Genomic DNA, 21,897 nt, shown 5'->3' with positions numbered 1-21,897 from the left:
AGCAGGCCGAAATAGCGAGAATACTTGACTTTGTCGGAGGGGCTTCTATATCGCCCCCAGCCTCGGGACAGGTCTGCGATCCGCGCCGCCCGCTCGCCCAAAGAGGGGCGGTTCCGTCGCTGCTATGCACGCAGACGCTTTTCGTCCCAAGGATTCATGACAGAATTTTCCCAACTGGGCCTTTCGCCCACGACCCTGCAAGCGGTCGCCGACACCGGCTATACGACCGCCACCCCCATTCAGGAACAGGCGATCCCCGTCGCCCTCGCCGGCCGCGACGTCCTGGGCATCGCCCAGACCGGGACGGGCAAGACCGCCGCCTTCACCCTGCCCCTGGTCGAGCGCCTGGCCTCGGGCCGCGCCCGTGCCCGGATGCCGCGCGCCATCGTGCTGGCCCCGACCCGCGAACTGGCCGACCAGGTCGCCGAGAGCTTCGCCAAATACGCCAAGGGCACCAAGCTGAGCTGGGTGCTGCTGATCGGCGGCGTCTCCATGGGCGACCAGGTGGCGGCGCTGAACAAGGGCGTCGACGTCCTGATCGCCACTCCGGGCCGCCTGCTCGACCTGTTCGAACGCGGCAAGATGCTGCTGACGGGCGTCGAGATCATGGTCGTCGATGAAGCCGACCGGATGCTCGACATGGGCTTCATCCCCGACATCGAACGGATCTTCAAACTGACGCCGCCGCGTCGCCAGACCCTGTTCTTCTCGGCCACCATGCCGCCGGAGATCACCCGCCTGACGACCGCCTTCCTCAAGGATCCGACCCGGATCGAGGTCTCGCGTCCCGCCCAGACCGCCGACACCATCACCCAATATCTGGTTCGCATCCCCACCAGCGACCCCAAGGCCAAGCGCACCGCTCTGCGGGCCATGATCGAGCGGTCGGACGTCAAGAACGGCATCGTCTTCTGCAACCGCAAGTCGGAAGTCGATATCGTCGCCAAGTCGCTGAAGACTCATGGCTTCGACGCCGCCCCCATCCATGGCGACCTGGATCAGTCGCACCGGATGAAGACCCTGGCCGACTTCCGTTCGGGGGCGCTGAAGATTCTGGTGGCGTCCGACGTCGCCGCGCGCGGCCTGGACATTCCCGACGTCAGCCACGTCTTCAACTACGACGTCTCGCACCACGCCGACGACTATGTGCACCGCATCGGCCGCACGGGTCGGGCGGGCCGTCTGGGACAGGCCTTCATGATCGTGACCCCGGCCGACGACAAGTCGTTGGATAAGGTGCTCAAGCTGATCAAGAAGGAGCCGGAGGAGTTGGTCCTGGACGGCGTCGATTTCGACACGACCAAGAAGCCCGCCCAGCGCGATGACAAGGGCGGGCGCGAAAGAACCGGCCGCGGCCGGGCGCGATCAACGGACAAGACGGAACAGGCCGTCGCGGCGTCTGCGGAAATCCCGACCGAAGCGCAGACCGCCGAGGCTCCGGCCCGCTCTCGCAGCCGCCGCAAGACCAAGCCGGAGGCCGCGCCTCCGCCAGCGGTCGAGGCGACCCTCTCCGAGCCGGTTTCTGTCGATTCGGATCGTCCCGCCCGTGCGGAACTCGAGCCTCAACTGCGCCAGTCCGATCGCCGCGGCGAACGCCGGCCGGAGGAGCGCGAGCGGACCGGGGTCAAGGGTTTCGGCGACGACATACCCGCCTTCCTACGCCGACCGGTGATCATTCACGGCTGATCCCCGCTGATTTACGCCCTCTCCCCGTCTGCTGTTTACCCGGTGTTACGGATAGACATCTAATGTCCTGCGAAACTCTAGAAGGGGGTTGGAGCGTAGAATGACGGCCGAGCTGGAGACGACGGTCAGAGGGCCTCAGGCTTACGCCTTCGCGCACCATGTCATCGACGAGATGGAAAAGGCCGGCGTCTGGCCGACCCGACTGAACTTCGAGCTCTGGCTTCATTACCTTGACGACCGCGAGAGCCCGCTCGCCTGCGAGATCGACCGGCTCCTGGCCGCGTCGGCAATCATATCGGACGAGGTGTCCGAGCGACTCGCCGCAGAATTCCTGCCGCGCGGCCGCTTGTCGGAGCAGATTCGCGACGCCGGCGCCGTGCTGGACCGGGAACTGGCCAGCGTCGCCAACGCCATCGCCAAGGCCCATAAGACCCAGGCGGACTATGGCGACACCCTGGCGGATGCGTCCAACACTATTGAAGCCGCCGGCGCCGCCTCGCCGCTGAAAGCGCTGGTCGGCGGCCTGTCGACGGCGACCAAACGCGCGCGGCGCGAAACCGCCGTGCTGGAAAAGCGACTGGAGACCTCCAACAAGGAAATCGCGCGGCTGCGCGAGCATCTGGAAGAGGTCCGGCGCGAAGCGATGACCGACGCCCTGACCAGCCTGGCCAACCGCAAGGCCTTCGACGAGCGGTTGGAACAGTCCTGTGCGTCTGGCGATGCGCCGCTGATCCTGGCGATCATCGACATCGACCACTTCAAACGGTTCAACGACACTTGGGGCCATCAGACGGGCGACCAGGTTTTGCGCTATGTCTCGACCGTCCTGTCTCGCTTCAGCGGCGGAAATCGCTTCGTCGCCCGCTTCGGCGGTGAAGAGTTCGCCATCCTTTTCCCCGGCGAGGGTGCGGGGACGGTTCTGGCGGCGCTGGAGACCATCCGCGAAGAGGTTGCGTCCCGAGCCTTGCGGCGTCGCTCGACCAACGACGATCTGGGCAAGGTGACGCTTTCGGCCGGCTTTGCCGACTATCGGCCGGGAGAAAGCCCCGCCGCCCTTCTGGAGCGCGCGGACGCGGCGCTTTACGCCTCCAAGCGCGGGGGTCGCAATCGCGTCACGCGGGCGCCCGCCCTCGAAAACGCGGCTTGAGGGCATGACATCGCGGCCAGCTGCGCAATAATCGATCCATGCGCAGCTTTTCATTCAACGTCGCCTACTGGATTCTCTCGATCGCCTATGGCTTGGCCGCCGCCTTCGCGGCGCTTGCCCCCGGGCGGGGCCCGACTGGCTGGGTCATCCGCCGCTACGTCCGACGCATGGTGCAGGCCATGGCCCTCTTCGCCGGCATCCGCCTGGACGTGCGGGGCAAGGAACGGCTGCCTGAGGGCGCCTTCATCATCGCCTCCAAACACCAGAGCTGGGGCGACGGCTTCGCGACCTATGATCAGTTCGACGATCTGGCTTTCGTCACCGGCGACCACCTGGAAAAATTTCCCCTGCTCGGCGGCGTTCTGAAAAAGCTTGGGGCGATCGTGGTCAACAGTTGCGGCGGCCACGAAGCGCGCCAGGCGCTCGCAACCCGCGCCGCCCAGGCCAGGGCTGAAAACCGCAAGATCCTGATCTATCCTGAAGGTCACCTCGCCCCGGTCGGACAGAAATACCGCTATCGCTCAGGTGTCTGGCATATGTATCGCGACTTCGACATGCCGGTCGTGCCGCTGGCCACCAACCTCGGCCTCTTCTGGCCCGAAGAGAAGTACGAGAAGCATCCAGGCACGGCCACGCTCGAGTTTCTGGACCCCATTCCAGTCGGCCTGGACAAGGACGAGTTCCTGGCGCGCCTGGAAGCCGTGATCGAAGCGCGCACGGCCGAGCTGGTGGCAGAGGCCACAGGCGCCCCCCTGTCGCCGGCGGTGCTGGTCGATACGCCCGTCTAGAGGTCCAGCAACAGGCGCAGACGGTTCTTGGCGAGTTGTCGTCGTTTTCGAACCAGTTCGCGACTGATGTTCAGATGGGCGGCGATCCGATCATCCCCCCAATCGTCCAGGTGAAGCCGCAAGGGTTCGACCAGTGCGGCCGGCAGGGCGTTCATGGCCTTGTCCCAGGCGGCGTCTCGCTCTTGTTGCGACAGGGCTTCTTCCGGCGACGGGGCCGCCTTGACCCAGGCCGCCGCAGTCGGCTGCGGCAGATCGGCGTCCTCTGTCTGGATGGGGATGCGATTGGCGTTCTGACGATGCAGATCCATACAGGTGTTGTGCAGGATGCGCACCAGCCAGGCTCGAGGATTCTCCACCGGTTGCCGCTGAAAAGCCTGGGCGGCCCGCACCATGGCGGCGCTCAGCGCATCCTCGGCGTCGGCGCGATTTCCGCCGGACAGACGAAGACTTCTCTGCCGTAGGGCTGTCTGATGCGCCATCCAGATGGCCCAGAACCGATCCATGGAGGCCGGCCGCTCCAGGGATCGAGCGATGACCTCCGTCGGCGTCAGCGGCGAAGCGGCGCGCCGCTCTCCGGCCGCCCTGGCCAGAACATCGACCGGCGAAGGCTGGGCCGGCTTTATACCCCGACGCAAGCCTCGTTCGGTTCGGGCCGGCGACCTGGCGATCTGTTCGATCTCCGGGGTTTCCTTTTCTGGAAACAGGCGGACAACATTCATCTTCCCGACCCCTCTGTCCCATCGGGCTGAAGTCGGCCGCCGACGCGCTGATCCGACCTTGGCGGAGAAGCGCCGCCCGCCGTCTATGCGACGTCGCCGCCCCATCACCCCCTTGAATACAACTTAAACGGGTTTCCCGGAGTTTTGTGAAGCGAGCAATCCGAATTCGAGGGAAATCAGATCAGCTGTGCGTCGCCTCGGCCGATAGAGCCGCGCCCTCTTCTGCCTCGGCCGCGCGGGCCAGCATCGCGCAGATGGCGAGATCCAGCTGCCGCGTCACCTCCTGCGCAATGATCGCCCGCAGGGTTTCGACGATCTCGCGACTGACCTGGGCGGACGGCCCAAGCGCCGCGCGACGCATCTCCTCCGGCATGGCCGCCAAGCGCTGGTCCGCCACGGCCTTCCTCAACTGTTCGCGTTGATCGGCGAAACTGTCGACGACCTGGTGCTTCTGCGCCGAGACGGCGTCATACAGATGCTGGCCCGCCCCTTCTGTCACGAGGTCTTGTCCTTATCGGCGGCCGGCACGCCCAGGGCGCGCTCGACCTGTCCCTTCAGCTGGTTGATCATCTCCTCGCTGAACTTGGCCACCTGACCGGCCGCCGGACCTTGCAGCTTCAGAAGATCCGGCAGCTGAGCGCTGGCCAGGTTGAACATTTCGGTCACCATCTGTTGCGCCGCCACGACGATGGGATCGCGCGCCGGCGCCGGAGACTGGGACGCGCCAGGTTCGGCGCCGGCGTCATCGTTCGTCATGGGCGCCTCAATCCTTGTCGCCGGACGCCGGAACGAAGGTGGTCTTGGCGACCAGTTCCCCTTCCTCAATATCGGTCAGCAGGCCCTTGGCCTTGACCATCAGCTTGGCGGCCCATGAGGCGTAGGGGTCGTCGAGAAGCGGCTCCTGCATCTGATAGAGGATGGCCACGACCGTTTCCGACGCGCGGCGCAGGTCCAGGTAGCGTTCCTGGCTGGCGGCGAAGGACGGTCGCAACAAGCCGTCGCCGGCCTCCTCGCTCCAGTCTTCCATTGCGCGCTGCGTCTCCCATTCCAGGGCTTCCGCTTCCTGAATCACGGCCTGGGCGTCGCTCTTTGCGGACAGGGTCAGTCGGCTCACGATAGTCTCCTTTGTATGGCTTCAGTTCTTGGGGAAGCTCTCGACGGCCTTGGTGACGGACTCCGCCGCCAGACCGGCTGCGATGGGGGCGGCGAACGCGCTGACCAGGGCCATGGCGTAGGCGACCAGGGCCGGTTCGTTCAGGCCGCCGGAGGCCAGCATCATCGCCATCGCCTTGCCTTGGACGGTGGTGCTGATCGACATCACATTGCGCTGGTAATCGGCCGCGTCCTGAACCGCCAAGGCTGCGGCTTGGGTCGCCTTGTCATAGGCTATGGCCCCGCCGGCAGAGACGCGGCTGGCGCTGGACGGCGTGCCGGCGTCCAGGGGCGCAAAGCCCATGGCCCAGTTGGTCGAGGTCTGGACGGCGTCTTTGATCTGGCTGTTGACGGCGGGTTCGCTCACGGCGCGGCTGCTTTCGTTTCAGGAGGGCCCGGCGCTATTTGTGCGCGGCGTTCATGATCATGGTGACGGCGCTTGAGGTGACGGCGTTGCCGATCTGCTGCAGCCCGCCCTGCGCCTGCTGAGCGTTCTGCATGGCCAGGGAAATGGAGTGAGCCATGCTCTGATAGACCAGGGCCATGGACTGGGCGGGCGCCTCGCCCAGCACCTTGACGTTGGTCTGGGTGACGGCGTCGGTGACCTGAGAATTGACGGGCGTATCGGCGGCCATGGTTCAGATCCTGACAAATCTAGAGTTTCAGCATTTTCAGAGCGACGAGCAGCATCACGGCGGTCTCCAAAGTGTTCGAAGCCGGCGGGCGCGCCGCAACGCGAGCGGTGGCCGCCGCCGAGACGAGGCCGCCCATCTCATAGACCTGCATCACCCCCTGGTTGGTCGCTGCCTGGGCGCAGATGGAGGCCTGGCGCTGGGCTTGAACCGCATTTTGGAAGACGATGGCCGTCGAATGGGCGGCGCTCTGGTAGATCGAGCCCATGGCCACCGTCGAAGCGGAGCCCAGAACCATCATGTTCTGTTGCGTCACCGCATCGGTGATTCGGCTGTTGACGGCGAGTGAATAGGCCATGCCTCAGGCCACCGGGATTTCGAGAATCTTGGCGATCAGGGCGCCGACCGCCGCATTGTTGATCTGCTGCATGCCGCCCTGGGCCTGGCTGGCGTTCTCCACCGACAAGCTGGTGGCGTGGGCCACCGCCTGAACGGCGATCGCCACAGCCTCCGCCGGACCTTCGCCCAGAACCTTGACGTTGGTTTGGGTCACGGCATCGGTGATCTGCGCATTGACGGTGTCGGTCATAAGCCTTCCCCCTCTTTCAAATGCTCAGGTGACGACGGGCGCGCCATACATGGGCGACGGCGCCTGAGCATGGGTCTGCGAAACGGCGCGGACGCCCATGTCCGCCGCGCGGGCGGCGCGCATCGGCTGCAGCTCGGCCAGGCTGGTCGCCAGCTGCCGCAGTTGCAGGGTCGACAGTTCGGCCGCGTGTTGGCTGGACGCCGCCAGGCGCGCGGCGAAGGCGTCGGCCGAGGCCATGATGGTGATCAGGCTGGCGTTGCAGCCCCCCGCCCCGCCGCACAGCACCAGAAGGTCATCCCGGCAGGCGGCCGAACCCCGCAGGTCCGGCGATCGCGTCTCCTCCTGCGTCATTCGAACGGCTCCTCTCGACGCGGATTGATGTCTGGCCAGGGCACGAAGGACGGCTTGTCCATCAGGGCGTTGACGCAGTTCATCGTCGCCACCATGCCCAGGATGTTGGTCGTCTGCTGATGGGCCACGGCGTTGTGGTACATCAGCCCGCTGGCCTGATTGGCGGCGACCAAACTCTGCATCGCCGCAAAGCTGGGTCCCGAGCCGATGACCGTCAGCAAGGTGCTGGCCACCGAATCGGCGATCGGCGCGGTGGCCGGATTGCGGCTGAGCTCCAGGGCGAGCTTGAGGATGTCCTCATAGTCGCCGAGGTTGGGCGAGCCCTTGTCGGCGCCGCCGCTCTTGTTGCTGGCCTCGGACACGTCGTCCTCCCAAGGGTGGCGCGGCGGGCGCCGGGGCCCGACCGCAACGATGGCGGATTACGACAGTCGACGCTCGCCGGCCGCGTCGCCCGTCAGCCGATCTCAGACCTGGGTGGCGCGCAGGGCCGTGAGCAGCGACAGCAGGTTGTCGGGGGTGTCCGACTGGCTGATCTTGCTGGCCGCCACGGCGCCGGCCATGGTGTCCACGCTGTAGATCTGGATCACGCCCTGGTTGGTCGCGGCCTGTCCGGCGATCGCCAGCTGCTGCTGCGAGGAGGCGGCGTTCTCGTAGAGAATGCCGGTCGAGTGGGCGAGCGACTGGTAGATCGCGCCCATGGCCATGGCCGGGGCGTCGCCCAGAACCTTGACGTTGGCCTGGGTGACGGCGTCGGTGATCATGCCGTTGACGGGAGTGGGAAGCGCCATGTCTCAAATCCTTCTTTCAGTGCGAGGGTGAAGCGTCAGGAGACGCCGGCGCCGGGGCCGACGGCGCGCAGGGCGGTCAGCAGGGACAGCATATTGTCGGGGGTGTCGGACTGGGCGATCTTCGAGGTCGCCACGGCCCCGGCCATGGTGTCCACGCTGTAGATCTGGATGACGCCCTGGTTGGTGGCGGCCTGCGCCGCGATCGCCAGCTGCTGCTGCGACGAAGCGGCGTTTTCGTACAGAATGCCCGTGGAATGGGCCAGCGACTGGTAGATCGCGCCCATGGCCATGGCCGGGGCGTCGCCCAGGACCTTCACATTGGCCTGGGTTACAGCGTCGGTGATCTGACCGTTCACCGGAGTTGGAATAGCCATCAGTTCTCTCCTTACCCGTTGGATCGAGGCCCGTTTTGAGGAAGGTCGCCTTGCCCCGCTGAAGCGCGACCTCACGGCCTTGACGATTGAGCGCTCAAGTCGTGAACCACCTTCAGTTGATTTTCTCGCCCTGAGGCTGGCCGATTGAAAATACCCGCCCAAGTTTCACAGGACGCCGTCGGCCACGTCGGGTGTGCGGGACGCCACCGCTCGCGTCGCAGTCTTCCGGGGCGCGGCTCTGACGCGGGAGTGGTGGGCCAGACCGTGCAATCGGGACCGGGAGCATCCCATCATGTCGAGAGCGCTCAACCTGTTGTTGCTCGGTCGTATGGTCGAAGGCCGTTCGGTCCGTCCCTCAGCCACCGCGCCCTTCTCCGGCGTCGCCAGACCGGCGAGCGCCAATGCGGAAGCGACACCTATGCCGATCTCCACCGCCAACTTCATGGATCTGGTCACCCAATGGGCCAGCGCCAACGTCAATCGAATCCGCCTGGTCTGGCCGCTCGCCGGCGGTTGGGAGGCCTGGGCCCAGGCCGAAATCGCCGGCCACATCAACGCCAATGTCCAGGACGCCTGGATCGAGCGCGAAGCCTATGTCTATCCCGACCGGGCGCGCGCCGACTTCCTGGTCAACAACCCTTTCGAAAACCCGTCCTCGGACGAGATTGTGGTCGAGATGAAGTGCGAGTCGCTCCGCAACTGGGCCGGCTTCATCGACGGCCTGCGGTACGACACCTGGAAGCTGAACGGTCCGATGCGGCTGGGGCTGGGGGGCGCCAGGAAGATCTCGCTCGGCCTGTTTTTCTCTCCGGAATCGGAAGAGCAGCTCGCCATGCTGACCGGATATGAGATCCGCTACACGCCCCATCGCGAGATCGGCATCGCCTTCCTCGTCGCCTGAACCGCGTCAAGCCTGGGATCTGGAGCGACGCTCCAGATCCTACAGCCGGCCCGCCTCGCCCAGCTTGTCCAGCATCCACACCCGCGCCGGCGGCAGGGGCCGGTTCTGCGGGTGGAAGACGAACTGCTCCAGGAAATGCCCGGTCAGATCGAAGCCCGCCTTGACGTCGCCCTCGTCCACGCCGGCCTGGGCGCCCAGCATGAAGGGCGGCAGGGCCAGCATCTTGTCGGCATAGGGGGCGCCGGCCGCGCGGCTGACGGCGCGGCCTGTGCGGGGGCTGACATAGATCAGGTCGTCCGTGACGCCGGTCGCCGCACATTTCGACAGATCCAGCCCGAAGCCCAGGTCCTCCAGCAGCCCCGCCTCGAACCGGACGAAGACCGCCGGCCAGACCTCGGGCCAGGCGAAGGCCGCCATCAGGGCCTCAAAGGCCAGGAAGACGCCCGGATGCGGCTCGCGCTCCGGCAGGGCGCCCTGGGCCACGCCCGCCGCCGCCGCCAGGCCGGTCAGGGCCAGGGCGTCGTCGAACAGGGCGCTCGGCCCCTCTCCCACCGGCTCTAGCCGCGCTGCGCCCAGATGATCCGAGGTTCGGGCCCGATAGTCGGCCACAACCCGCGCTCCCGCTTGCAGAAACGGCCGCATCTTCCGCGACGCCCCGCCCGCCACATAGGCCGCGCGCCGCCCATGGGTCTCGGTCAGCAGATCCACCACGGCGCCGGTGTCGCCATGGCTGCGCGCCGACAGGACGAAGGCCTCTTCGTGGAAATCCATCAGTCGGCGGCGTCGGACTTGATGAGCGCGACCACCGCCCGCGCACGGTCGTTCGGCACGGTGAAGCTGAGCACATATTGCTCGATCTTCCACTCGCCTTCAGGACTGGTCCGCCGCAGCAGGCCGGATCCCCGCAGGGCGCCGTAGCTGTCGTTGTCCAGCTTCTCGTCGAACCAGGCCACGTCGCCCGACACGATCAGAGTGCGGTCATAGGGCCGATAGGTCCAGCCCTGGCCGCGGGCGAACACCGGCTCGGCGTAGGCTTTGAACGCGGCAATATCCCAATGTTCCGACGCATCGGTGCCGACGAATCGCGCGGTGTCGCTGAACTGGGCGAAGTAGGTCGCCCCGTCCGCCTGCGCCGCAGCCTGATGCATCCGGTCCAGGGTCGCCGCCGCCGCGTCCGCCTCCCGCTGGGCGGTCGCGCGGACTCCGTCGGTCCGCACTGACGACCCGGTCGTCGGCGGCGCGGCTTGAAGGGCGAGAACGGCGAACAGGGCGATGATCATGCCGCCCGTTCTAGTCCTGTTCTCAGCTTTCGGGAACGGGGTAGGTGTCGGGCCTCAGAACACGGGCCAGGGCCAGCAGATTGCGCGCCGCGTTGCGGCCCACCCGATCGGAATAGTCATGGCCCTGATCCGTCTCGACATAGTCGGGACCGGCGCCCGGCCCCAGGTGCCAGTAGGTCCAGCTCTGCGCCGGCATGGTGAAGCCCATGTCGATCAGGGCCTGGGACACGGTGGCGACGATATGGTGCGCCCCGTCCTCATTGCCGGTGATGACGATGCCGCCCACCTTGCCGAAGGCGACGGGCCGGCCGCTGTCGTCCGTTTCCCCGAACAGGGCGTCCATCCGCTCCAGGGCCCTCATACAGACGCTCGACATCTGGCCGACCCAGGTCGGGGTGGCGAAGACGACGATGTCGGCCGCCATAATCTTGGCGTGAACCGAGGGCCAGTCGTCGCCTTCGCCCTCGTCCGTCCTCACGCCCGGCTTGAGGTTCAGATCCACCAGCCGGACCAGCTCGACCTCGGCGCCGCCCTTTTCCAGCTCCGCGATCACCACCCGGGCGAGGGCCTCGGTGCTGGACGTCTGGGGCGAAGGTTTCAGGGTGCAGTTCAGAACGAGCGCTCTCATGGGGATCCTTTCCGTCGTTTTCTGGCAAACCGGCGGGGCCTTGAGGCGTTCCATCGAGGCGTGGCGGGTTTGACGAAGATCAGGGACGCCTGGGCCGATCTAGACCAAGGTCGAATGGATCGCCTTCAAGGCGCCGCCTAACCGAGACGCTGAAGGCCCTCCCCGGCCGTAACCCTGAAGAGTTCATGTCGCGCATCCGTTGTTCGTCCCTGCGTTCCAAGCTTATGTCGGCCGAAGACGCCGCCGCCCTGATCCCTCCAGGCTCCACGGTGGGCATGAGCGGCTTCACCGGCTCCGGCTATCCCAAGCTTGTCCCCCCGGCCCTGGCCCGGCGGATCGAGGCGGCGCATGACGCGGGCTCCCCCTTCCGGCTGAACCTGTGGACCGGCGCCTCTACCGGACCCGAGCTGGACGGCGCCTTGGCCAAGGCCGACGGCATAGAACGGCGCCTGCCCTACAACTCCGACCCCATCGCCCGCGAGAAGATCAACTCCGGCCAGATGGACTATCTGGACATGCACCTCAGCCACCTGGCCCCCATGGTCTGGCAAGGCGTGCTGGGCAGCCTCGACACGGCCGTGATCGAGGTTTCGGCCATCAAGGAGGACGGCTCCCTGGTCCCCTCCTCGTCGATCGGCAACAACAAGACCTGGCTGGACCGGGCCGAGCGCGTGATCCTCGAGGTCAACGCCTGGCAGAACCCCGCCCTGGAGGGGATGCACGACATCTATTACGGCACCGCCCTGCCGCCCAATCGGGTGCCCATCCCCCTGACCCGCCCCGACCAGCTGATCGGCCAGCCGACCCTGCGCTGCGACCCGGACAAGATCGTCGCCATCGTCGAGACCGAGGCGCCGGACCGCAATCTGCCCTTCGCCGCCCCGGACGCCAACGCCCGCGCCATCGCCGGCCATCTGATCGAGTTCCTCAAACATGAGGTGAGGGTGGGCCGCCTGCCCGCCGGCCTTCTGCCGCTCCAGTCGGGCGTCGGCAATGTCGCCAACGCTGTCCTGGCGGGCCTGATGGACAGTCCGTTCGAGCGGATGGCCGCCTATACGGAGGTCATCCAGGACGGCATGCTGGACCTGCTGGACGCCGGAAAGCTGACCGTCGCCTCCGCCACCGCCTTCTCCCTCAGCCCAGAGGCGGCGGCCGATCTCAACAGCCGGATGGAGCAGTTCCGCGGCAAGATCATCCTGCGCCCCCAGGAAATCTCCAACCACCCCGAGCTGATCCGCCGCCTGGGCTGTATCGCCATGAACGGCCTGATCGAGGCCGACATCTACGGCAACGTCAACTCGACCCAGGTCATGGGCTCGCGCATCCAGAACGGCATCGGCGGTTCGGGCGACTTTTCGCGCAACGCCTTCATCTCGTGTTTTGTGACGCCGTCGACGGCCAAGGGCGGCGCCATCTCGGCCATCGTCCCCATGGCCAGCCACGTCGACCACATCACCCAGGACGTCCAGGTCATCGTGACCGAACAGGGCCTGGCGGACCTGCGCGGCCTGTCGCCGAAACAGCGCGCCCGGCTGATCATCGCCCAGTGCGCCCACCCCAGGTACCGCGACGGACTGACCGACTATTTCGATCGCGCGCTGAAGGGCTCCTACGGCCTCCAGTCGCCGCATCTGCTGAACGAGGCCCTATCCTGGCATCAGCGCTATATCGACACCGGCTCCATGCTTCCGGCCTGAGGAAGCGGGTCGGATCACTTCCGTCCGCTCCTGAATACGGCGGCGCAAGCCTTTGCGCCCCGCGCCGGTCCGTTTGACGGGAGCGGACGCTTTTAGGACGGCCTCAGATGAGGCTAGCGGTGCAGGGTCGTGGGGAAGTCACGGCCCAGGGCTTCGGCCATCGCCTGCTGGCTGATCAGGAAGACCTGATCCCGAAGGTGATAGTTGTTCGACAGCACGATCACCGTCACATCGGCGTCGGGTTGGTACAGCATCAGGTTGCGGAATCCGCCCCAGCTGCCGGTGTGGTAGATTTGGCGATCCTGGAAGCTTGGCCGAACCTGATCGCCCAGCCGGTTCGCGAAAATCCCGTAGCCCCAGTCGCGGCGTGGATGGCCCCGCTCCATCGGCGTATCGGCAGGGGCGTGGTCGGCGAGCATCTGCTGATAGCTGGACGGCTTCAGCAGACCGCCGCGGTGCAACGCCCTCTGCCAGACCAGCAGATCGTCCAGCGTCGAATAGACCGCCCCCGCCCCCGCGACGATGGAGGTGTTGGCGTTCGGCTGGGCCGCCAGCCCGCCGGGGAAGTTGGCGTACCCCATAATCAGCCCGTGGTCGCCGCCGTCCAGGTCCAGCCCGCTGTCCTTCATGCCCAGGGGGCTGAAGAAGGTGTCGTGCATATAGGCGTCATACGGCCGTCCGCTGGCCTTCTCGACAATCGCCGCCGCCAGGTTGAAGCCTGCATTGTCGTACCGGACCTTGGTCCCCGGCGGGAACTGCAGGCCGAACCGCTTCGAATCCTCGGTCAGTTCGTCAAGGGTCGCCGGCGTCGTCCGCCGCATGCCCCAGCCCGGCCGCGCCATCAGGTCCGGAATACCCGAGGTGTGCGAGAGCAGATGGCTGATCCGCACCGGCTCCCACGCCTTCGGGCAAGGCTGGATCCATTTGCATACCGGATCGGAGACGCTCAACTTGCCTTCGTCCTGTAGCCGCAGAATGGCCGCCGCCGTGAACTGTTTGGAGATCGAGGCCAGCCGGAACCGCGAGTCCAGTTTCAGCGCCTGGTCCTGCCCATAGTTCGCCTTGCCGTAGACCTGACGGAACAGAACCCGGTCGCCCCTGGCTACCAGGACCCCGCCCATGAACCGACCGGCGGCGGCCTCGCGATCCAGCCGCGCGGCCAGCTGAGGCAGGTCCTCGACCACGACGAGCGGCGGGCGCGGCGGCGTATCGGGCGCAGCGGCGGCGCGCGCTGCGTCGCTGACGGGCCTTACCGCTGTGGAGAATCCGGCCCAGACGGCGCCGCCGAGGATCAGCGCCCCCAGGACGCCCAGAACGAGCCGGGGATGCCCCCCGGGGTACGCGGCACTTCAAACACGGGCGCTCAGACGTCGAAATCCAGACCGAACTGGGCGTAGAGCGCCCGCGAATCCTGCCACTTCGGATCGACCTTCACCGTCAGGAACAGGTGGACCTGGCGGCCCAGGATTTCGTTCAGCTCCTCACGCGCCTTCTGGCCGATCCATTTCAGGGTCTGGCCGCACTTGCCCAAAACGATGGGGCGCTGGCTCTCGCGCTCGACATAGATGGTCTGTTCGATCCGGGCCGAGCCGTCGGCCCGCTCCTCGAAACTGGTCGTCTCCACCGCCGCCGAATAGGGCAGTTCCTCATGGACCCGCAGATAGACCTTCTCGCGCGTGATCTCGGCCGCCAGCACCCGAACCGGCACGTCCGCCGCCTGGTCCTCGGGATAGAGCCACGGCCCCTTGGGCATGGACCGCGCCAGCCTTTGCTTCAGGTCCTCGACCCCGTCGCCGTTGGCGGCGGAGATCATATAGACCTCCTCATAGACGCCGCTCTCGAAGAGCTTCTGCGACAGGCCCAGCAGGGTGTCGCGCCGCATGCCGTCGATCTTGTTCAGGGCCAGGATCACCTTGGTCCCCGTCGCCTTGAGATTGGCGATGATGGTCTCGGTGTCCTCGGCCGAGCGCCGATCCGCCGCCGTGCCTTCGCGGCCTTCGGCGTTGATGTGCGACTGGGCGTCGATCAGATGCACCACCACGTCCGCATCCTCAGCGCCGCCCCAGGCGGAGGCCACCATGGCCCGATCCAGACGCCGGCGCGGGGTGAAGATGCCGGGGGTGTCCACCAGCACGATCTGGGCGTCGCCTTCCATGGCGATGCCGCGCACCGGGAACCGCGTGGTCTGCACCTTCTGGGTGACGATGGAGACCTTGGATCCGGTCAGCCGGTTGACCAGCGTGGACTTGCCCGCATTCGGAGCCCCGATGATGGCGGCAAAGCCTGCGCGCTGGTTTTCAATCTCGGTCAAATGACGCCTTCACGTTTCAACAGGGCCGTCGCGGCCGCCTTCTCCGCCTCCTGACGCGAACGCCCCTGTGCGGTCAAGGGCTCCACGCCCTCGACCGTCACCTCGACGGTGAAAGTCGGCGCATGATCCGAACCCGTACGATCCGCCACGCGATAGGTCGGCAAGGGCCGGCCGCGCCCTTGTGCCCACTCCTGCAGGGCCGACTTGGGATTGGTCACCGTCCGCGACGGCGGGGCCGCGAACTCGGCCGCCCAGGCCTTGTCGAAGACCGCTCGCGCCGCCTCAAGTCCGCCGTCCAGATAGACGGCCGCCAGCACGGCCTCGACCGCATCGGCGATCACCCCGGCCTTGCGCCGCCCGCCGGTCTTGGTCTCGCCGGGCGACAGCCGCAGGGCCGGCCCGACGCCCAGGGCTTCGCCCACACGGGCGCAGGCGGTCTTGTCGACCAGGGCGTGCAGGCTGGACGACAGCAGTCCTTCGTCTGCGGTCGGATAATCCCGCGACAGCTTGTCCGCCACCAGCAGGCCCAGAACCCGGTCGCCCAGGAACTCCAGCCGCTCGTTGTGCTTGGGCCCATGGACGCCGACCGGCGCCCCCTCGCCCACGCTGGCGTGGGTCAGGGCGCGATCCAGCAGGGCCTTGTCCCGGAAATGATGGCCGAGCTGCGCCTCAAGCGCCGCGACCGCCTCGGCCCGCGTATTCGCCATCAGTGCAGAACGTCGAAGAACCGATCGAGCCGCACATTGCCCCACGTCCAGGGCTTGAACAGCGAGGCGCCCGGCTTCCACGAGAACAGGATGATCTGCGCCTTGCCGACCAGGTTCTCGGCCGGGACCATGCCCACGCCGCTGGACTGTTCGACGCGGCTGTCGATCGAGTTGTCGCGGTTGTCGCCCATCATGAAATAGTGACCGGCCGGCACCTCATAGACGGGGGTGTCGTCCAGATCGTTGCCCGGGCCGAAGTCCTGGGTCATGAAGCTCTTGCCGTTGGGCAGGGTCTCGCGAACCTCGGTGACGGGGCGCGGGCCGAAGATGTCGTTGATCTCCTGCTGGCTGACCACGACGTCCTGAACAGGTTTATCGTTGATATACAGCTTGTTGGCGATCATCTGGATCCGATCGCCCGGCAAGCCGATCACGCGCTTGATGAAGTCGGTCTTGTCGTCGCGCGGCAGTTTGAACACGACGATGTCCCCCCGCTTGGGCGCCGACCCCAAGATCCTGCCGTCGAACAGCGGCGGGCTGAACGGGATCGAGTGTCTCGAATAGCCGTAGGACCATTTCGACACGACGATATAGTCGCCCTCATACAGGTTCGGCTCCATCGAGGCCGATGGAATGGTGAAGGGCTGGAACAGGAAGATCCGCAGCACCATGGCGATCAGCAGGGCGAAGACGACCGTCTTGACGATTTCCATCGTCTCGTCCCCGGCCCCGCCGCCCTGTTTGGCCTTGGAAGACTTGTCCGCCTTTTGCGCCGCAGGCGCCGGCGCGTCCTCGAAGGGGGCGTCGCCGTCGTCGCTCCAAACCGGCCGCTTTGCGGCGACCGGCGTCGTCGAGGTCATCGGCTCGACAGGCGCCTCCGCAGGCTTCTCCGCCTTGTCGCCCTCAGTCCAGACATAGACGTCGCCCGCCGAGGCCGCACCCGCAGCATCGCTCGTCTTCACGTCGTCGCCCTGCGGCTTTTGATCTTCGCTCATGCGATCAAGCATCCCCTTGCCGCGTCCTCGCGGTCGTCCAGTGACGGGTATATCGCGATTACGACAGCGGCAAGGCTTCGATCACCACGAAGGCGAGCGCATAGGGGTGTTCGTCGCTGAGGGTCAGGTGAATCTTCGCCTCGTGCCCGGCCGGGGTCAGCCGCGCCAGGTGATCGGCCGCGTGGCCGGTCAGGGCCAGGGTCGGCTGCCCGGACCTCAGGTTCACCACCCCCATGTCGCGCCAATAGACGTCCGCCCTCATGCCGGTGCCCAGGGCCTTGGCGCAGGCCTCCTTGGCCGCGAACCGCTTGGCGTAGCTCCAGGCCGGGTCCGGCTTCCGATCCGACCGCGCCCGTTCGATGTCGGTGAAACACCGCTGTTTGAACCGCTCGCCGAACCGGTCGAGCGAGGCCTGGATACGCCGGATGTCCGACAGGTCCGCGCCGACGCCGATGATCACTTCGCCGAATCCATCGCCGCCCGCATGCGACGGATCGCTGTATCCAGGCCCACAAATATGGATTCGCCGATCAGGAAATGGCCGATGTTCAGCTCCCGAATCTCGGGAATGGCCAACATCGTTGGGGCGGTCTCATAGTCGAGCCCGTGACCGGCATGGACCTCCAGCCCCAGGACGTCGGCCTGGGCGGCGGCGGCGGCCAGCCGCTGGAACTCGACCTCCCGCTCCCCGGGATCGGTCAGGTGGCAATAGCGGCCGGTGTGAAACTCCACCACCTGGGCGCCGACCGCCGCAGCGGCCTCGACCTGAGCCTCGGACGGTTCGATGAACAGCGAGACCCGTATCCCAGCTTCCGTCAGGGCCTGGGCGACAGGCTTGATCCGCGCCTCCTGTCCCGCCACCGCCAAGCCGCCTTCCGTCGTCACCTCTTCGCGCCGCTCGGGCACAAGGCAGGCGGCGTGGGGGCGGTGGCGCAGGGCGATGCTCAGCATTTCATCGGTCACGGCCATCTCAAAGTTGAGCGGCTTGCCTGCGCGAGCGCAGAGCGCGCTCAGCACGCCGATGTCGGCATCCGTAATGTGGCGCCGGTCCTCGCGCAGGTGGGCGGTGATGCCGTCTGCCCCCGCCATCAAGGCCGTCTCCGCCGCTCTGGCCGGATCCGGATGGGCGCCGCCGCGAGCGTTCCGAACCGTCGCGACATGATCAATATTGACGCCCAGCCTCACCCGTTCGCGCATCTTCAGCTCCTCGCCGGCCCCGACGTCGCTTCGCCGGACATTATTTCGCAAGTCTACGGCTGCCGGGGTCTTCGACCGGCACGGCCGCAAGTTCCGGCGGCAGGGCGTCGGCTGGATAGGCCGGCACCTCCAGCGACGCCAGGGCGATGAGTGGCACGCCCACATCGGCCTTTCCGCCTGACCGATCGACGATACAGGCTGCAGCGACCACCTCGCCTCCCGCCGCCTGGATGGCGGCGATGCATTCGCGCGACGACAATCCGGTGGTGACGATATCCTCCACCATCACAACCTTCTGGCCCGGCTCGACGGAAAACCCGCGCCTCAGTTTGAACTGGCCGCCTTCGCGCTCGACATACATCGACGGGACGCCCAGGTGACGCGCCGTCTCATAGCCGGGAATGATCCCGCCCACGGCCGGCGAAATGGCCACATCCACCGGCCCGACCGTCGCGACGATCTTTTCCGCCAAAGCCTTGCACAGCCGCTCGCAGCGGTCCGTCTGCATGAAGACCAGGTTCTTCTGCAGAAAGACGGGGCTGTGCAGACCGGAGGACAGGACGAAATGGCCTTCGCGCAGGGCGCCGGCGTCGCGAAACTCGTTGAGGACGTCTTGGGTGTTCATGCGGGGCGTCTTAGCGCCTCGCCCTGTCCGGCGAAAGACTCAGCCGCGCCCGCGATCGACGTTGTCGACCGAAGGATTGGCCCGCAGAGCCGCCATGATGGTGGTGGCGTGTTTGGCGTCCTCCACCTCCACATCAATCGTCACGTCAAAGAAGTCCTGCTGACGATAGGCCATCGACAGATTGATGATGTTGCCGCCCGCCTCGCCGATCAGGGTGGTCACCTGCCCCAGCACGCCCGGCGCATTGCGGATGGTGGCGTTCAACCGGACCGCGGCGACGGCGTCCGTCTCGGCTTGAGGCGTCCATTGCAGATCGTGCCAGACCGAATCGTCATCGGCGAAGGCCGCCAGGGCCTGACAGTCGATAGTATGGACGGTGAGCCCGGTTTCCGGCTCAAGAATGCCCACGATGCGATCGCCGGGCACAGGCGTGCAGCAACGGCCGAAATGGACGCTGACGCCGGGCGTCAGTCCGCCCCCGCGAACGAACAGCCGCGCCGTATCGCCCTCGATCCTCTGTTTTTCCGGCCCGGCCTTCAACCGCCCCTTCAAGGACGGGAACAGGGTCTCGGCCACGGTCGTGGGCGAGAACCGACCGCGGCCCAGATTTTCGAACACATCGTCGTCCGAGGCGACCGCCAGGGTTTCCAGAACCGGCTTCAGCGAGACGTCAGCCAGAGACTTCTCCACCCGGGCCAGCGTCTGCTCCAGCGCCACACGGCCCAGCTTGATGAACTCTTCACGCTCGGAGGTTCGGATATGACGACGAATGGCGGAACGGGCCCGCCCGGTCACCGTCAGACTACGCCAGTCCGCCGGCACCTCCCGCTTGGCCCCGCGAATGATCTCGACCACGTCGCCGTTCTGCAAGGGCGTCCGCATCGGCTTGAGCTCGCCGTTGACCTTTACCCCGACGGCCGTGTCGCCGACCTCTGTGTGAACCGCATAGGCGAAGTCCAGCGGCATGCCGCCCCGCGGCAGGGTCACCAGCCGGCCCTTGGGCGTAAAAACGAAGACCTGATCCAGGTACATTTCGAGCTTGGCGTGCTCGACCCAGTCCTCTCCGCCCTCGCCATGTTCGATCACCTGAACCAGGTGGCGCAGGTTCTGCAAGGGATCGCGGCCGCCTCCCGTCGCCATGGCTTCATGATCGAAACCGTAGGAATGGTTCTTGTAGCGCCAGTGGGCCGCCACTCCATCCTCGGCGACGCGGTCCATAGCCTCGGTGCGGAGCTGCATTTCGATTCGCAAGCCGCGCGGCCCCACGACCGTGGTGTGCAGCGAGCGGTAGTTGTTCGACTTGGGCGTGGAGATGAAGTCCTTGAACCGTTCCGGGACCATCGGCCAGGCCCGGTGGATCACGCCCAGCGCGCGGTAACAGTCGTCCTCCGCCTCCAGAATGACGCGGAATCCATAGATGTCGGAGAGGGACGAAAACCCGACGGACTTGCGTTGCAGCTTGCGCCAGATGGAATAAGGCGTCTTCTGCCGACCGAAAACCCGCGCCGGCACCCCGGCTTCCGACAGCACCCGCTCCACCTCGTCCGACACGCCCTCGATGGCGTGACCATGCTCCAGCTTCAACGCCTCAAGCCGACGTTCGATGGCCGTCTTGGCCGTCGGATTCAGATGGGTGAAGGCCAGTTCTTCCAACTCGGAAGCAATGGAGTGAATGCCGATTGACCGCCCCAGGGGTGCATAGACCTCAAGCGTCTCGCGGCTGATGCGCTCACGCTTCTCCGGCTTGACGTACTGAAGGGTCCGCATGTTGTGCAGGCGGTCCGCCAGCTTGACCAACAGGACCCGCACGTCCCGGCTGATCGCAAGAATGAATTTGCGGAGGTTTTCGGCCTGGCGCGTATGCTCGGCCTGAAGCTCAAGCCGGCTCAGCTTGGTCACGCCCTCAACCAGGACGGCCACCTCTTCCCCGAACATCTGGGCGATGTCTTCGCGTGTGGCCGAGGTGTCCTCGACGACGTCATGCAACAGGGCCGTGACGATCGTCGCCGTGTCCAGCCGATAGTCGGTCAATATGCCCGCGACCTGGATCGGATGGGCGAAATAGGGATCGCCTGAAGCCCGCAGCTGCGAGCCGTGCATCTTCATCGCATAAACATAGGCGCGATTGAGAAGCGCCTCGTCAGCGGTCGGATCATAAGCCTTGACGGCCTCGATCAGTTCGAACTGACGCAGGATCGGCGCGCGCTTGAGCGGCGCCATGTCTTTCGCCGGCTCGATTTTGTCTGCAGCTTGGGGCGCCGGCGGAACCGTCTCGGTCCGCGCCGGCAGGATAGTGACGCCTGGGGCTCCCTCGGGCGTCAGTAGCGCTCCTCCTGACCGCCGTCCCGGTCGCTTTGCAGGGCGCGGATCAGCTCGGCCTCGGCCATGTTCATGTGCTGCGGCTCGGCCAGCAGGGCGACGGTTTCCGCCTCGTCCTCGGCCTCCGTGCGCTCATCGACGCGTTGCAGCGTCGTGATGATGGTCTCGCGCAGTTCATCGGGCGCCACCGTGTCATCGGCGATCTCGCGCAGGGCGACCACGGGGTTCTTGTCATTGTCGCGGTCGATCGTCAGGGCGGCGCCGTTGGCGATGCTGCGGGCGCGGTGACCCGCCATCAGCACCAGACCAAAGCGGTTCGGAACCTTCTCGATGCAGTCTTCGACGGTGACGCGGGCCATGAAATTCCTCGAACGCGGGGGAGAACCGCGTCAAATACAGATATGGTCGCTGTTTTGCAACGCCAGAGCGGCGAAACTACGGCGTCAGATGGGATGAGCGTCCTTGCCGACCCCTGCGGCCCCGGCAAGGGCTGCGGCGTCGCCGCCGGCGGGATGCACCCAGTCCGGCGCAATCTCCGCAATCGGCCCCATGACGAATCTGCGCTCGGCCGCCCTGGGATGCGGCAGGATCAGGCCGTTCAGGTCGCCGATCAGTCGCCCGTAGGCGATCAGGTCCAGATCCAAGGTGCGCGGCGCGTTGCGCGCCGACCGACGCCGCCCGAAGGCGTCTTCGATCCGGCCCAGCGCCGCCATCAGATCATGGGGATCATGGGCGGTGCTCACGATCACGACGCCGTTCAGGAACGGCGGATCCTGCGGATCGGGCCAGGCCAGCGACGACCACCAGGACGACCGGGCGATGATATCGATCCCTTCCGTGCGAAACCGCGCCAGAGCCGCCTCCAGGGCCTCGCGGCAAGACGACCAGGCCCCCTTGTCATTACAGCCCAGCGCCACGATGACTGCGGCGTTCAGGTCGAGTGCGGCGTCGATTCTCGTATCGACCGGCGCCCCTCGCCTTTCGTCCCTCATTTCATCTCTTTCGACGGCC

At 66.3% G+C, this 21,897-nt stretch carries 30 protein-coding genes; 5 read left to right on the top strand and 25 right to left on the bottom strand.

Translation table 11 applies throughout. The features are described 5' to 3' along the window. Positions 1-156 precede the first annotated feature (156 nt). The 3 genes from JMT67_RS02545 (at position 157) to JMT67_RS02535 (ending at position 3,621) form a co-directional block, all read left to right on the top strand. Positions 157-1,686, top strand: a complete 1,530-nt coding sequence (locus JMT67_RS02545) for a DEAD/DEAH box helicase (protein WP_201462605.1) — start codon at positions 157-159, stop codon at positions 1,684-1,686. Positions 1,687-1,786: 100 nt separating this feature from the next. Further along, on the top strand, positions 1,787-2,833 hold the full coding sequence (locus tag JMT67_RS02540; protein ID WP_054765747.1) for a GGDEF domain-containing protein: 1,047 nt from the start codon (positions 1,787-1,789) through the stop codon (positions 2,831-2,833). Between the two features lie 38 nt (positions 2,834-2,871). Continuing rightward, positions 2,872-3,621 (top strand): lysophospholipid acyltransferase family protein, encoded by a 750-nt coding sequence (locus JMT67_RS02535; RefSeq protein WP_201462604.1) that lies wholly within the window; start codon positions 2,872-2,874, stop codon positions 3,619-3,621. Here the strand turns inward: JMT67_RS02535 and JMT67_RS02530 are convergent. The 12 genes from JMT67_RS02530 to JMT67_RS02475 all read right to left on the bottom strand — a co-directional run bounded on the left by JMT67_RS02530 (position 3,618) and on the right by JMT67_RS02475 (position 8,226). After that, complete coding sequence (locus JMT67_RS02530; protein WP_201462603.1) at positions 3,618-4,256, bottom strand: RNA polymerase sigma factor; 639 nt, start codon at positions 4,254-4,256, stop codon at positions 3,618-3,620. The genes JMT67_RS02535 and JMT67_RS02530 overlap by 4 nt on opposite strands. Positions 4,257-4,521: 265 nt before the next feature. Beyond that, on the bottom strand, positions 4,522-4,839 hold the full coding sequence (locus JMT67_RS02525; protein WP_201462602.1) for a hypothetical protein: 318 nt from the start codon (positions 4,837-4,839) through the stop codon (positions 4,522-4,524). Beyond that, positions 4,836-5,096: a hypothetical protein gene (locus JMT67_RS02520; protein WP_201462601.1), complete on the bottom strand. Its 261-nt coding sequence runs from the start codon at positions 5,094-5,096 to the stop codon at positions 4,836-4,838. The genes JMT67_RS02525 and JMT67_RS02520 overlap by 4 nt, the downstream gene beginning before the upstream one ends. A gap of 7 nt (positions 5,097-5,103) precedes the next feature. Next, positions 5,104-5,454 (bottom strand): hypothetical protein, encoded by a 351-nt coding sequence (locus JMT67_RS02515; protein WP_191558150.1) that lies wholly within the window; start codon positions 5,452-5,454, stop codon positions 5,104-5,106. Between the two features lie 21 nt (positions 5,455-5,475). Next, a complete protein-coding gene (locus JMT67_RS02510) occupies positions 5,476-5,859 on the bottom strand; it encodes a hypothetical protein (RefSeq protein ID WP_054765741.1) in 384 nt (127 codons plus the stop codon). Positions 5,860-5,893: 34 nt separating this feature from the next. After that, the gene (locus JMT67_RS02505; protein WP_054765740.1) at positions 5,894-6,127 is read right to left on the bottom strand and encodes a RebB family R body protein; all 234 of its coding nucleotides are present in this window, start codon (positions 6,125-6,127) and stop codon (positions 5,894-5,896) included. 19 nt (positions 6,128-6,146) lie between these two features. After that, entirely contained in the window at positions 6,147-6,482 is a 336-nt protein-coding gene (locus JMT67_RS02500) for a RebB family R body protein (RefSeq protein WP_054765739.1), read from the bottom strand. 3 nt (positions 6,483-6,485) lie between these two features. Further along, complete coding sequence (locus JMT67_RS02495; protein ID WP_054765738.1) at positions 6,486-6,713, bottom strand: RebB family R body protein; 228 nt, start codon at positions 6,711-6,713, stop codon at positions 6,486-6,488. Positions 6,714-6,737: 24 nt separating this feature from the next. Then, positions 6,738-7,064: a hypothetical protein gene (locus tag JMT67_RS02490; RefSeq protein WP_201462600.1), complete on the bottom strand. Its 327-nt coding sequence runs from the start codon at positions 7,062-7,064 to the stop codon at positions 6,738-6,740. Next, entirely contained in the window at positions 7,061-7,426 is a 366-nt protein-coding gene (locus JMT67_RS02485; protein WP_054765736.1) for a RebB family R body protein, read from the bottom strand. Before JMT67_RS02485 ends, JMT67_RS02490 begins: the two co-directional genes overlap by 4 nt. 102 nt (positions 7,427-7,528) lie before the next feature. After that, a complete protein-coding gene (locus JMT67_RS02480) occupies positions 7,529-7,852 on the bottom strand; it encodes a RebB family R body protein (protein ID WP_152950248.1) in 324 nt (107 codons plus the stop codon). Between the two features lie 35 nt (positions 7,853-7,887). Further along, positions 7,888-8,226, bottom strand: a complete 339-nt coding sequence (locus JMT67_RS02475) for a RebB family R body protein (RefSeq protein WP_054765734.1) — start codon at positions 8,224-8,226, stop codon at positions 7,888-7,890. A gap of 292 nt (positions 8,227-8,518) precedes the next feature. Here JMT67_RS02475 and JMT67_RS02470 point away from each other — a divergent pair, with 292 nt between their 5' ends. Then, entirely contained in the window at positions 8,519-9,127 is a 609-nt protein-coding gene (locus JMT67_RS02470) for a hypothetical protein (protein WP_152950246.1), read from the top strand. A gap of 39 nt (positions 9,128-9,166) precedes the next feature. On the opposite strand, the gene recO is transcribed toward JMT67_RS02470, so the two are convergent. The 3 genes from recO to JMT67_RS02455 are packed head-to-tail and all read right to left on the bottom strand — an operon-like array spanning position 9,167 to position 11,035. Next, complete coding sequence (recO, locus tag JMT67_RS02465; RefSeq protein WP_054765732.1) at positions 9,167-9,898, bottom strand: DNA repair protein RecO; 732 nt, start codon at positions 9,896-9,898, stop codon at positions 9,167-9,169. Continuing rightward, positions 9,898-10,407: a nuclear transport factor 2 family protein gene (locus JMT67_RS02460; RefSeq protein ID WP_201462599.1), complete on the bottom strand. Its 510-nt coding sequence runs from the start codon at positions 10,405-10,407 to the stop codon at positions 9,898-9,900. The genes recO and JMT67_RS02460 overlap by 1 nt, the downstream gene beginning before the upstream one ends. A 22-nt stretch (positions 10,408-10,429) precedes the next feature. Then, on the bottom strand, positions 10,430-11,035 hold the full coding sequence (locus JMT67_RS02455) for a flavodoxin family protein (RefSeq protein WP_054765731.1): 606 nt from the start codon (positions 11,033-11,035) through the stop codon (positions 10,430-10,432). Between the two features lie 185 nt (positions 11,036-11,220). Here JMT67_RS02455 and JMT67_RS02450 point away from each other — a divergent pair, with 185 nt between their 5' ends. Beyond that, positions 11,221-12,732 (top strand): acetyl-CoA hydrolase/transferase family protein, encoded by a 1,512-nt coding sequence (locus JMT67_RS02450; protein ID WP_201462598.1) that lies wholly within the window; start codon positions 11,221-11,223, stop codon positions 12,730-12,732. A gap of 113 nt (positions 12,733-12,845) precedes the next feature. Here the strand turns inward: JMT67_RS02450 and JMT67_RS02445 are convergent, their stop codons facing one another. The 10 genes from JMT67_RS02445 to folK all read right to left on the bottom strand — a co-directional run bounded on the left by JMT67_RS02445 (position 12,846) and on the right by folK (position 21,878). Continuing rightward, positions 12,846-13,916, bottom strand: a complete 1,071-nt coding sequence (locus tag JMT67_RS02445) for a serine hydrolase domain-containing protein (RefSeq protein WP_233455765.1) — start codon at positions 13,914-13,916, stop codon at positions 12,846-12,848. Between the two features lie 179 nt (positions 13,917-14,095). Continuing rightward, positions 14,096-15,043: a GTPase Era gene (gene era / locus JMT67_RS02440; protein WP_201462597.1), complete on the bottom strand. Its 948-nt coding sequence runs from the start codon at positions 15,041-15,043 to the stop codon at positions 14,096-14,098. Further along, a complete protein-coding gene (gene rnc, locus JMT67_RS02435) occupies positions 15,040-15,750 on the bottom strand; it encodes a ribonuclease III (RefSeq protein WP_201462596.1) in 711 nt (236 codons plus the stop codon). The genes era and rnc overlap by 4 nt, the downstream gene beginning before the upstream one ends. Next, complete coding sequence (lepB, locus tag JMT67_RS02430) at positions 15,750-16,463, bottom strand: signal peptidase I (RefSeq protein WP_224764416.1); 714 nt, start codon at positions 16,461-16,463, stop codon at positions 15,750-15,752. The genes rnc and lepB overlap by 1 nt, the downstream gene beginning before the upstream one ends. 340 nt (positions 16,464-16,803) lie before the next feature. Continuing rightward, a complete protein-coding gene (gene acpS, locus JMT67_RS02425; RefSeq protein WP_054765726.1) occupies positions 16,804-17,205 on the bottom strand; it encodes a holo-ACP synthase in 402 nt (133 codons plus the stop codon). Next, positions 17,202-17,942: a pyridoxine 5'-phosphate synthase gene (locus tag JMT67_RS02420; protein ID WP_201462595.1), complete on the bottom strand. Its 741-nt coding sequence runs from the start codon at positions 17,940-17,942 to the stop codon at positions 17,202-17,204. The genes acpS and JMT67_RS02420 overlap by 4 nt, the downstream gene beginning before the upstream one ends. Before the next feature lie 40 nt (positions 17,943-17,982). Then, entirely contained in the window at positions 17,983-18,567 is a 585-nt protein-coding gene (pyrE, locus tag JMT67_RS02415) for an orotate phosphoribosyltransferase (RefSeq protein WP_152950231.1), read from the bottom strand. A 39-nt stretch (positions 18,568-18,606) separates the two neighbouring features. Continuing rightward, positions 18,607-20,787, bottom strand: coding sequence for a RelA/SpoT family protein (locus tag JMT67_RS02410; protein ID WP_054765723.1), 2,181 nt, complete (start codon positions 20,785-20,787; stop codon positions 18,607-18,609). Between the two features lie 98 nt (positions 20,788-20,885). Next, positions 20,886-21,245: a DNA-directed RNA polymerase subunit omega gene (rpoZ, locus tag JMT67_RS02405; RefSeq protein ID WP_054765722.1), complete on the bottom strand. Its 360-nt coding sequence runs from the start codon at positions 21,243-21,245 to the stop codon at positions 20,886-20,888. Positions 21,246-21,329: 84 nt separating this feature from the next. Further along, positions 21,330-21,878, bottom strand: coding sequence for a 2-amino-4-hydroxy-6-hydroxymethyldihydropteridine diphosphokinase (gene folK, locus JMT67_RS02400; protein ID WP_224761548.1), 549 nt, complete (start codon positions 21,876-21,878; stop codon positions 21,330-21,332). Positions 21,879-21,897 lie beyond the last annotated feature (19 nt).

The sequence above is a fragment of the Brevundimonas aurantiaca genome (assembly GCF_904830995.1).
GTDB lineage: Bacteria > Pseudomonadota > Alphaproteobacteria > Caulobacterales > Caulobacteraceae > Brevundimonas > Brevundimonas aurantiaca.
Note: the sequence above shows the minus strand (reverse complement) of the source record. Positions and strands in the feature narration are given on the sequence as shown.

Bases quoted from the DNA above. Each gene is read 5' to 3' on its own strand.
- JMT67_RS02450 (WP_201462598.1), top strand. From the start codon at position 11,221: ATGTCGCGCATCCGTTGTTCGTCCCTGCGTTCCAAGCTTATGTCGGCC.
- JMT67_RS02490 (WP_201462600.1), bottom strand. From the start codon at position 7,064: ATGACGCAGGAGGAGACGCGATCGCCGGACCTGCGGGGTTCGGCCGCC.
- lepB (WP_224764416.1), bottom strand. From the start codon at position 16,463: ATGGAAATCGTCAAGACGGTCGTCTTCGCCCTGCTGATCGCCATGGTG.
- JMT67_RS02455 (WP_054765731.1), bottom strand. From the start codon at position 11,035: ATGAGAGCGCTCGTTCTGAACTGCACCCTGAAACCTTCGCCCCAGACG.
- JMT67_RS02460 (WP_201462599.1), bottom strand. From the start codon at position 10,407: ATGATCATCGCCCTGTTCGCCGTTCTCGCCCTTCAAGCCGCGCCGCCG.
- JMT67_RS02520 (WP_201462601.1), bottom strand. From the start codon at position 5,096: ATGACGAACGATGACGCCGGCGCCGAACCTGGCGCGTCCCAGTCTCCG.
- JMT67_RS02540 (WP_054765747.1), top strand. From the start codon at position 1,787: ATGACGGCCGAGCTGGAGACGACGGTCAGAGGGCCTCAGGCTTACGCC.
- recO (WP_054765732.1), bottom strand. From the start codon at position 9,898: ATGGATTTCCACGAAGAGGCCTTCGTCCTGTCGGCGCGCAGCCATGGC.
- JMT67_RS02410 (WP_054765723.1), bottom strand. From the start codon at position 20,787: ATGGCGCCGCTCAAGCGCGCGCCGATCCTGCGTCAGTTCGAACTGATC.
- pyrE (WP_152950231.1), bottom strand. From the start codon at position 18,567: ATGAACACCCAAGACGTCCTCAACGAGTTTCGCGACGCCGGCGCCCTG.
- JMT67_RS02480 (WP_152950248.1), bottom strand. From the start codon at position 7,852: ATGGCGCTTCCCACTCCCGTCAACGGCATGATCACCGACGCCGTCACC.
- JMT67_RS02495 (WP_054765738.1), bottom strand. From the start codon at position 6,713: ATGACCGACACCGTCAATGCGCAGATCACCGATGCCGTGACCCAAACC.
- folK (WP_224761548.1), bottom strand. From the start codon at position 21,878: ATGAGGGACGAAAGGCGAGGGGCGCCGGTCGATACGAGAATCGACGCC.
- JMT67_RS02470 (WP_152950246.1), top strand. From the start codon at position 8,519: ATGTCGAGAGCGCTCAACCTGTTGTTGCTCGGTCGTATGGTCGAAGGC.
- JMT67_RS02475 (WP_054765734.1), bottom strand. From the start codon at position 8,226: ATGGCTATTCCAACTCCGGTGAACGGTCAGATCACCGACGCTGTAACC.
- JMT67_RS02500 (WP_054765739.1), bottom strand. From the start codon at position 6,482: ATGGCCTATTCACTCGCCGTCAACAGCCGAATCACCGATGCGGTGACG.
- JMT67_RS02545 (WP_201462605.1), top strand. From the start codon at position 157: ATGACAGAATTTTCCCAACTGGGCCTTTCGCCCACGACCCTGCAAGCG.
- JMT67_RS02420 (WP_201462595.1), bottom strand. From the start codon at position 17,942: ATGCGCGAACGGGTGAGGCTGGGCGTCAATATTGATCATGTCGCGACG.
- rnc (WP_201462596.1), bottom strand. From the start codon at position 15,750: ATGGCGAATACGCGGGCCGAGGCGGTCGCGGCGCTTGAGGCGCAGCTC.
- rpoZ (WP_054765722.1), bottom strand. From the start codon at position 21,245: ATGGCCCGCGTCACCGTCGAAGACTGCATCGAGAAGGTTCCGAACCGC.
- JMT67_RS02505 (WP_054765740.1), bottom strand. From the start codon at position 6,127: ATGGCCGCCGATACGCCCGTCAATTCTCAGGTCACCGACGCCGTCACC.
- JMT67_RS02535 (WP_201462604.1), top strand. From the start codon at position 2,872: ATGCGCAGCTTTTCATTCAACGTCGCCTACTGGATTCTCTCGATCGCC.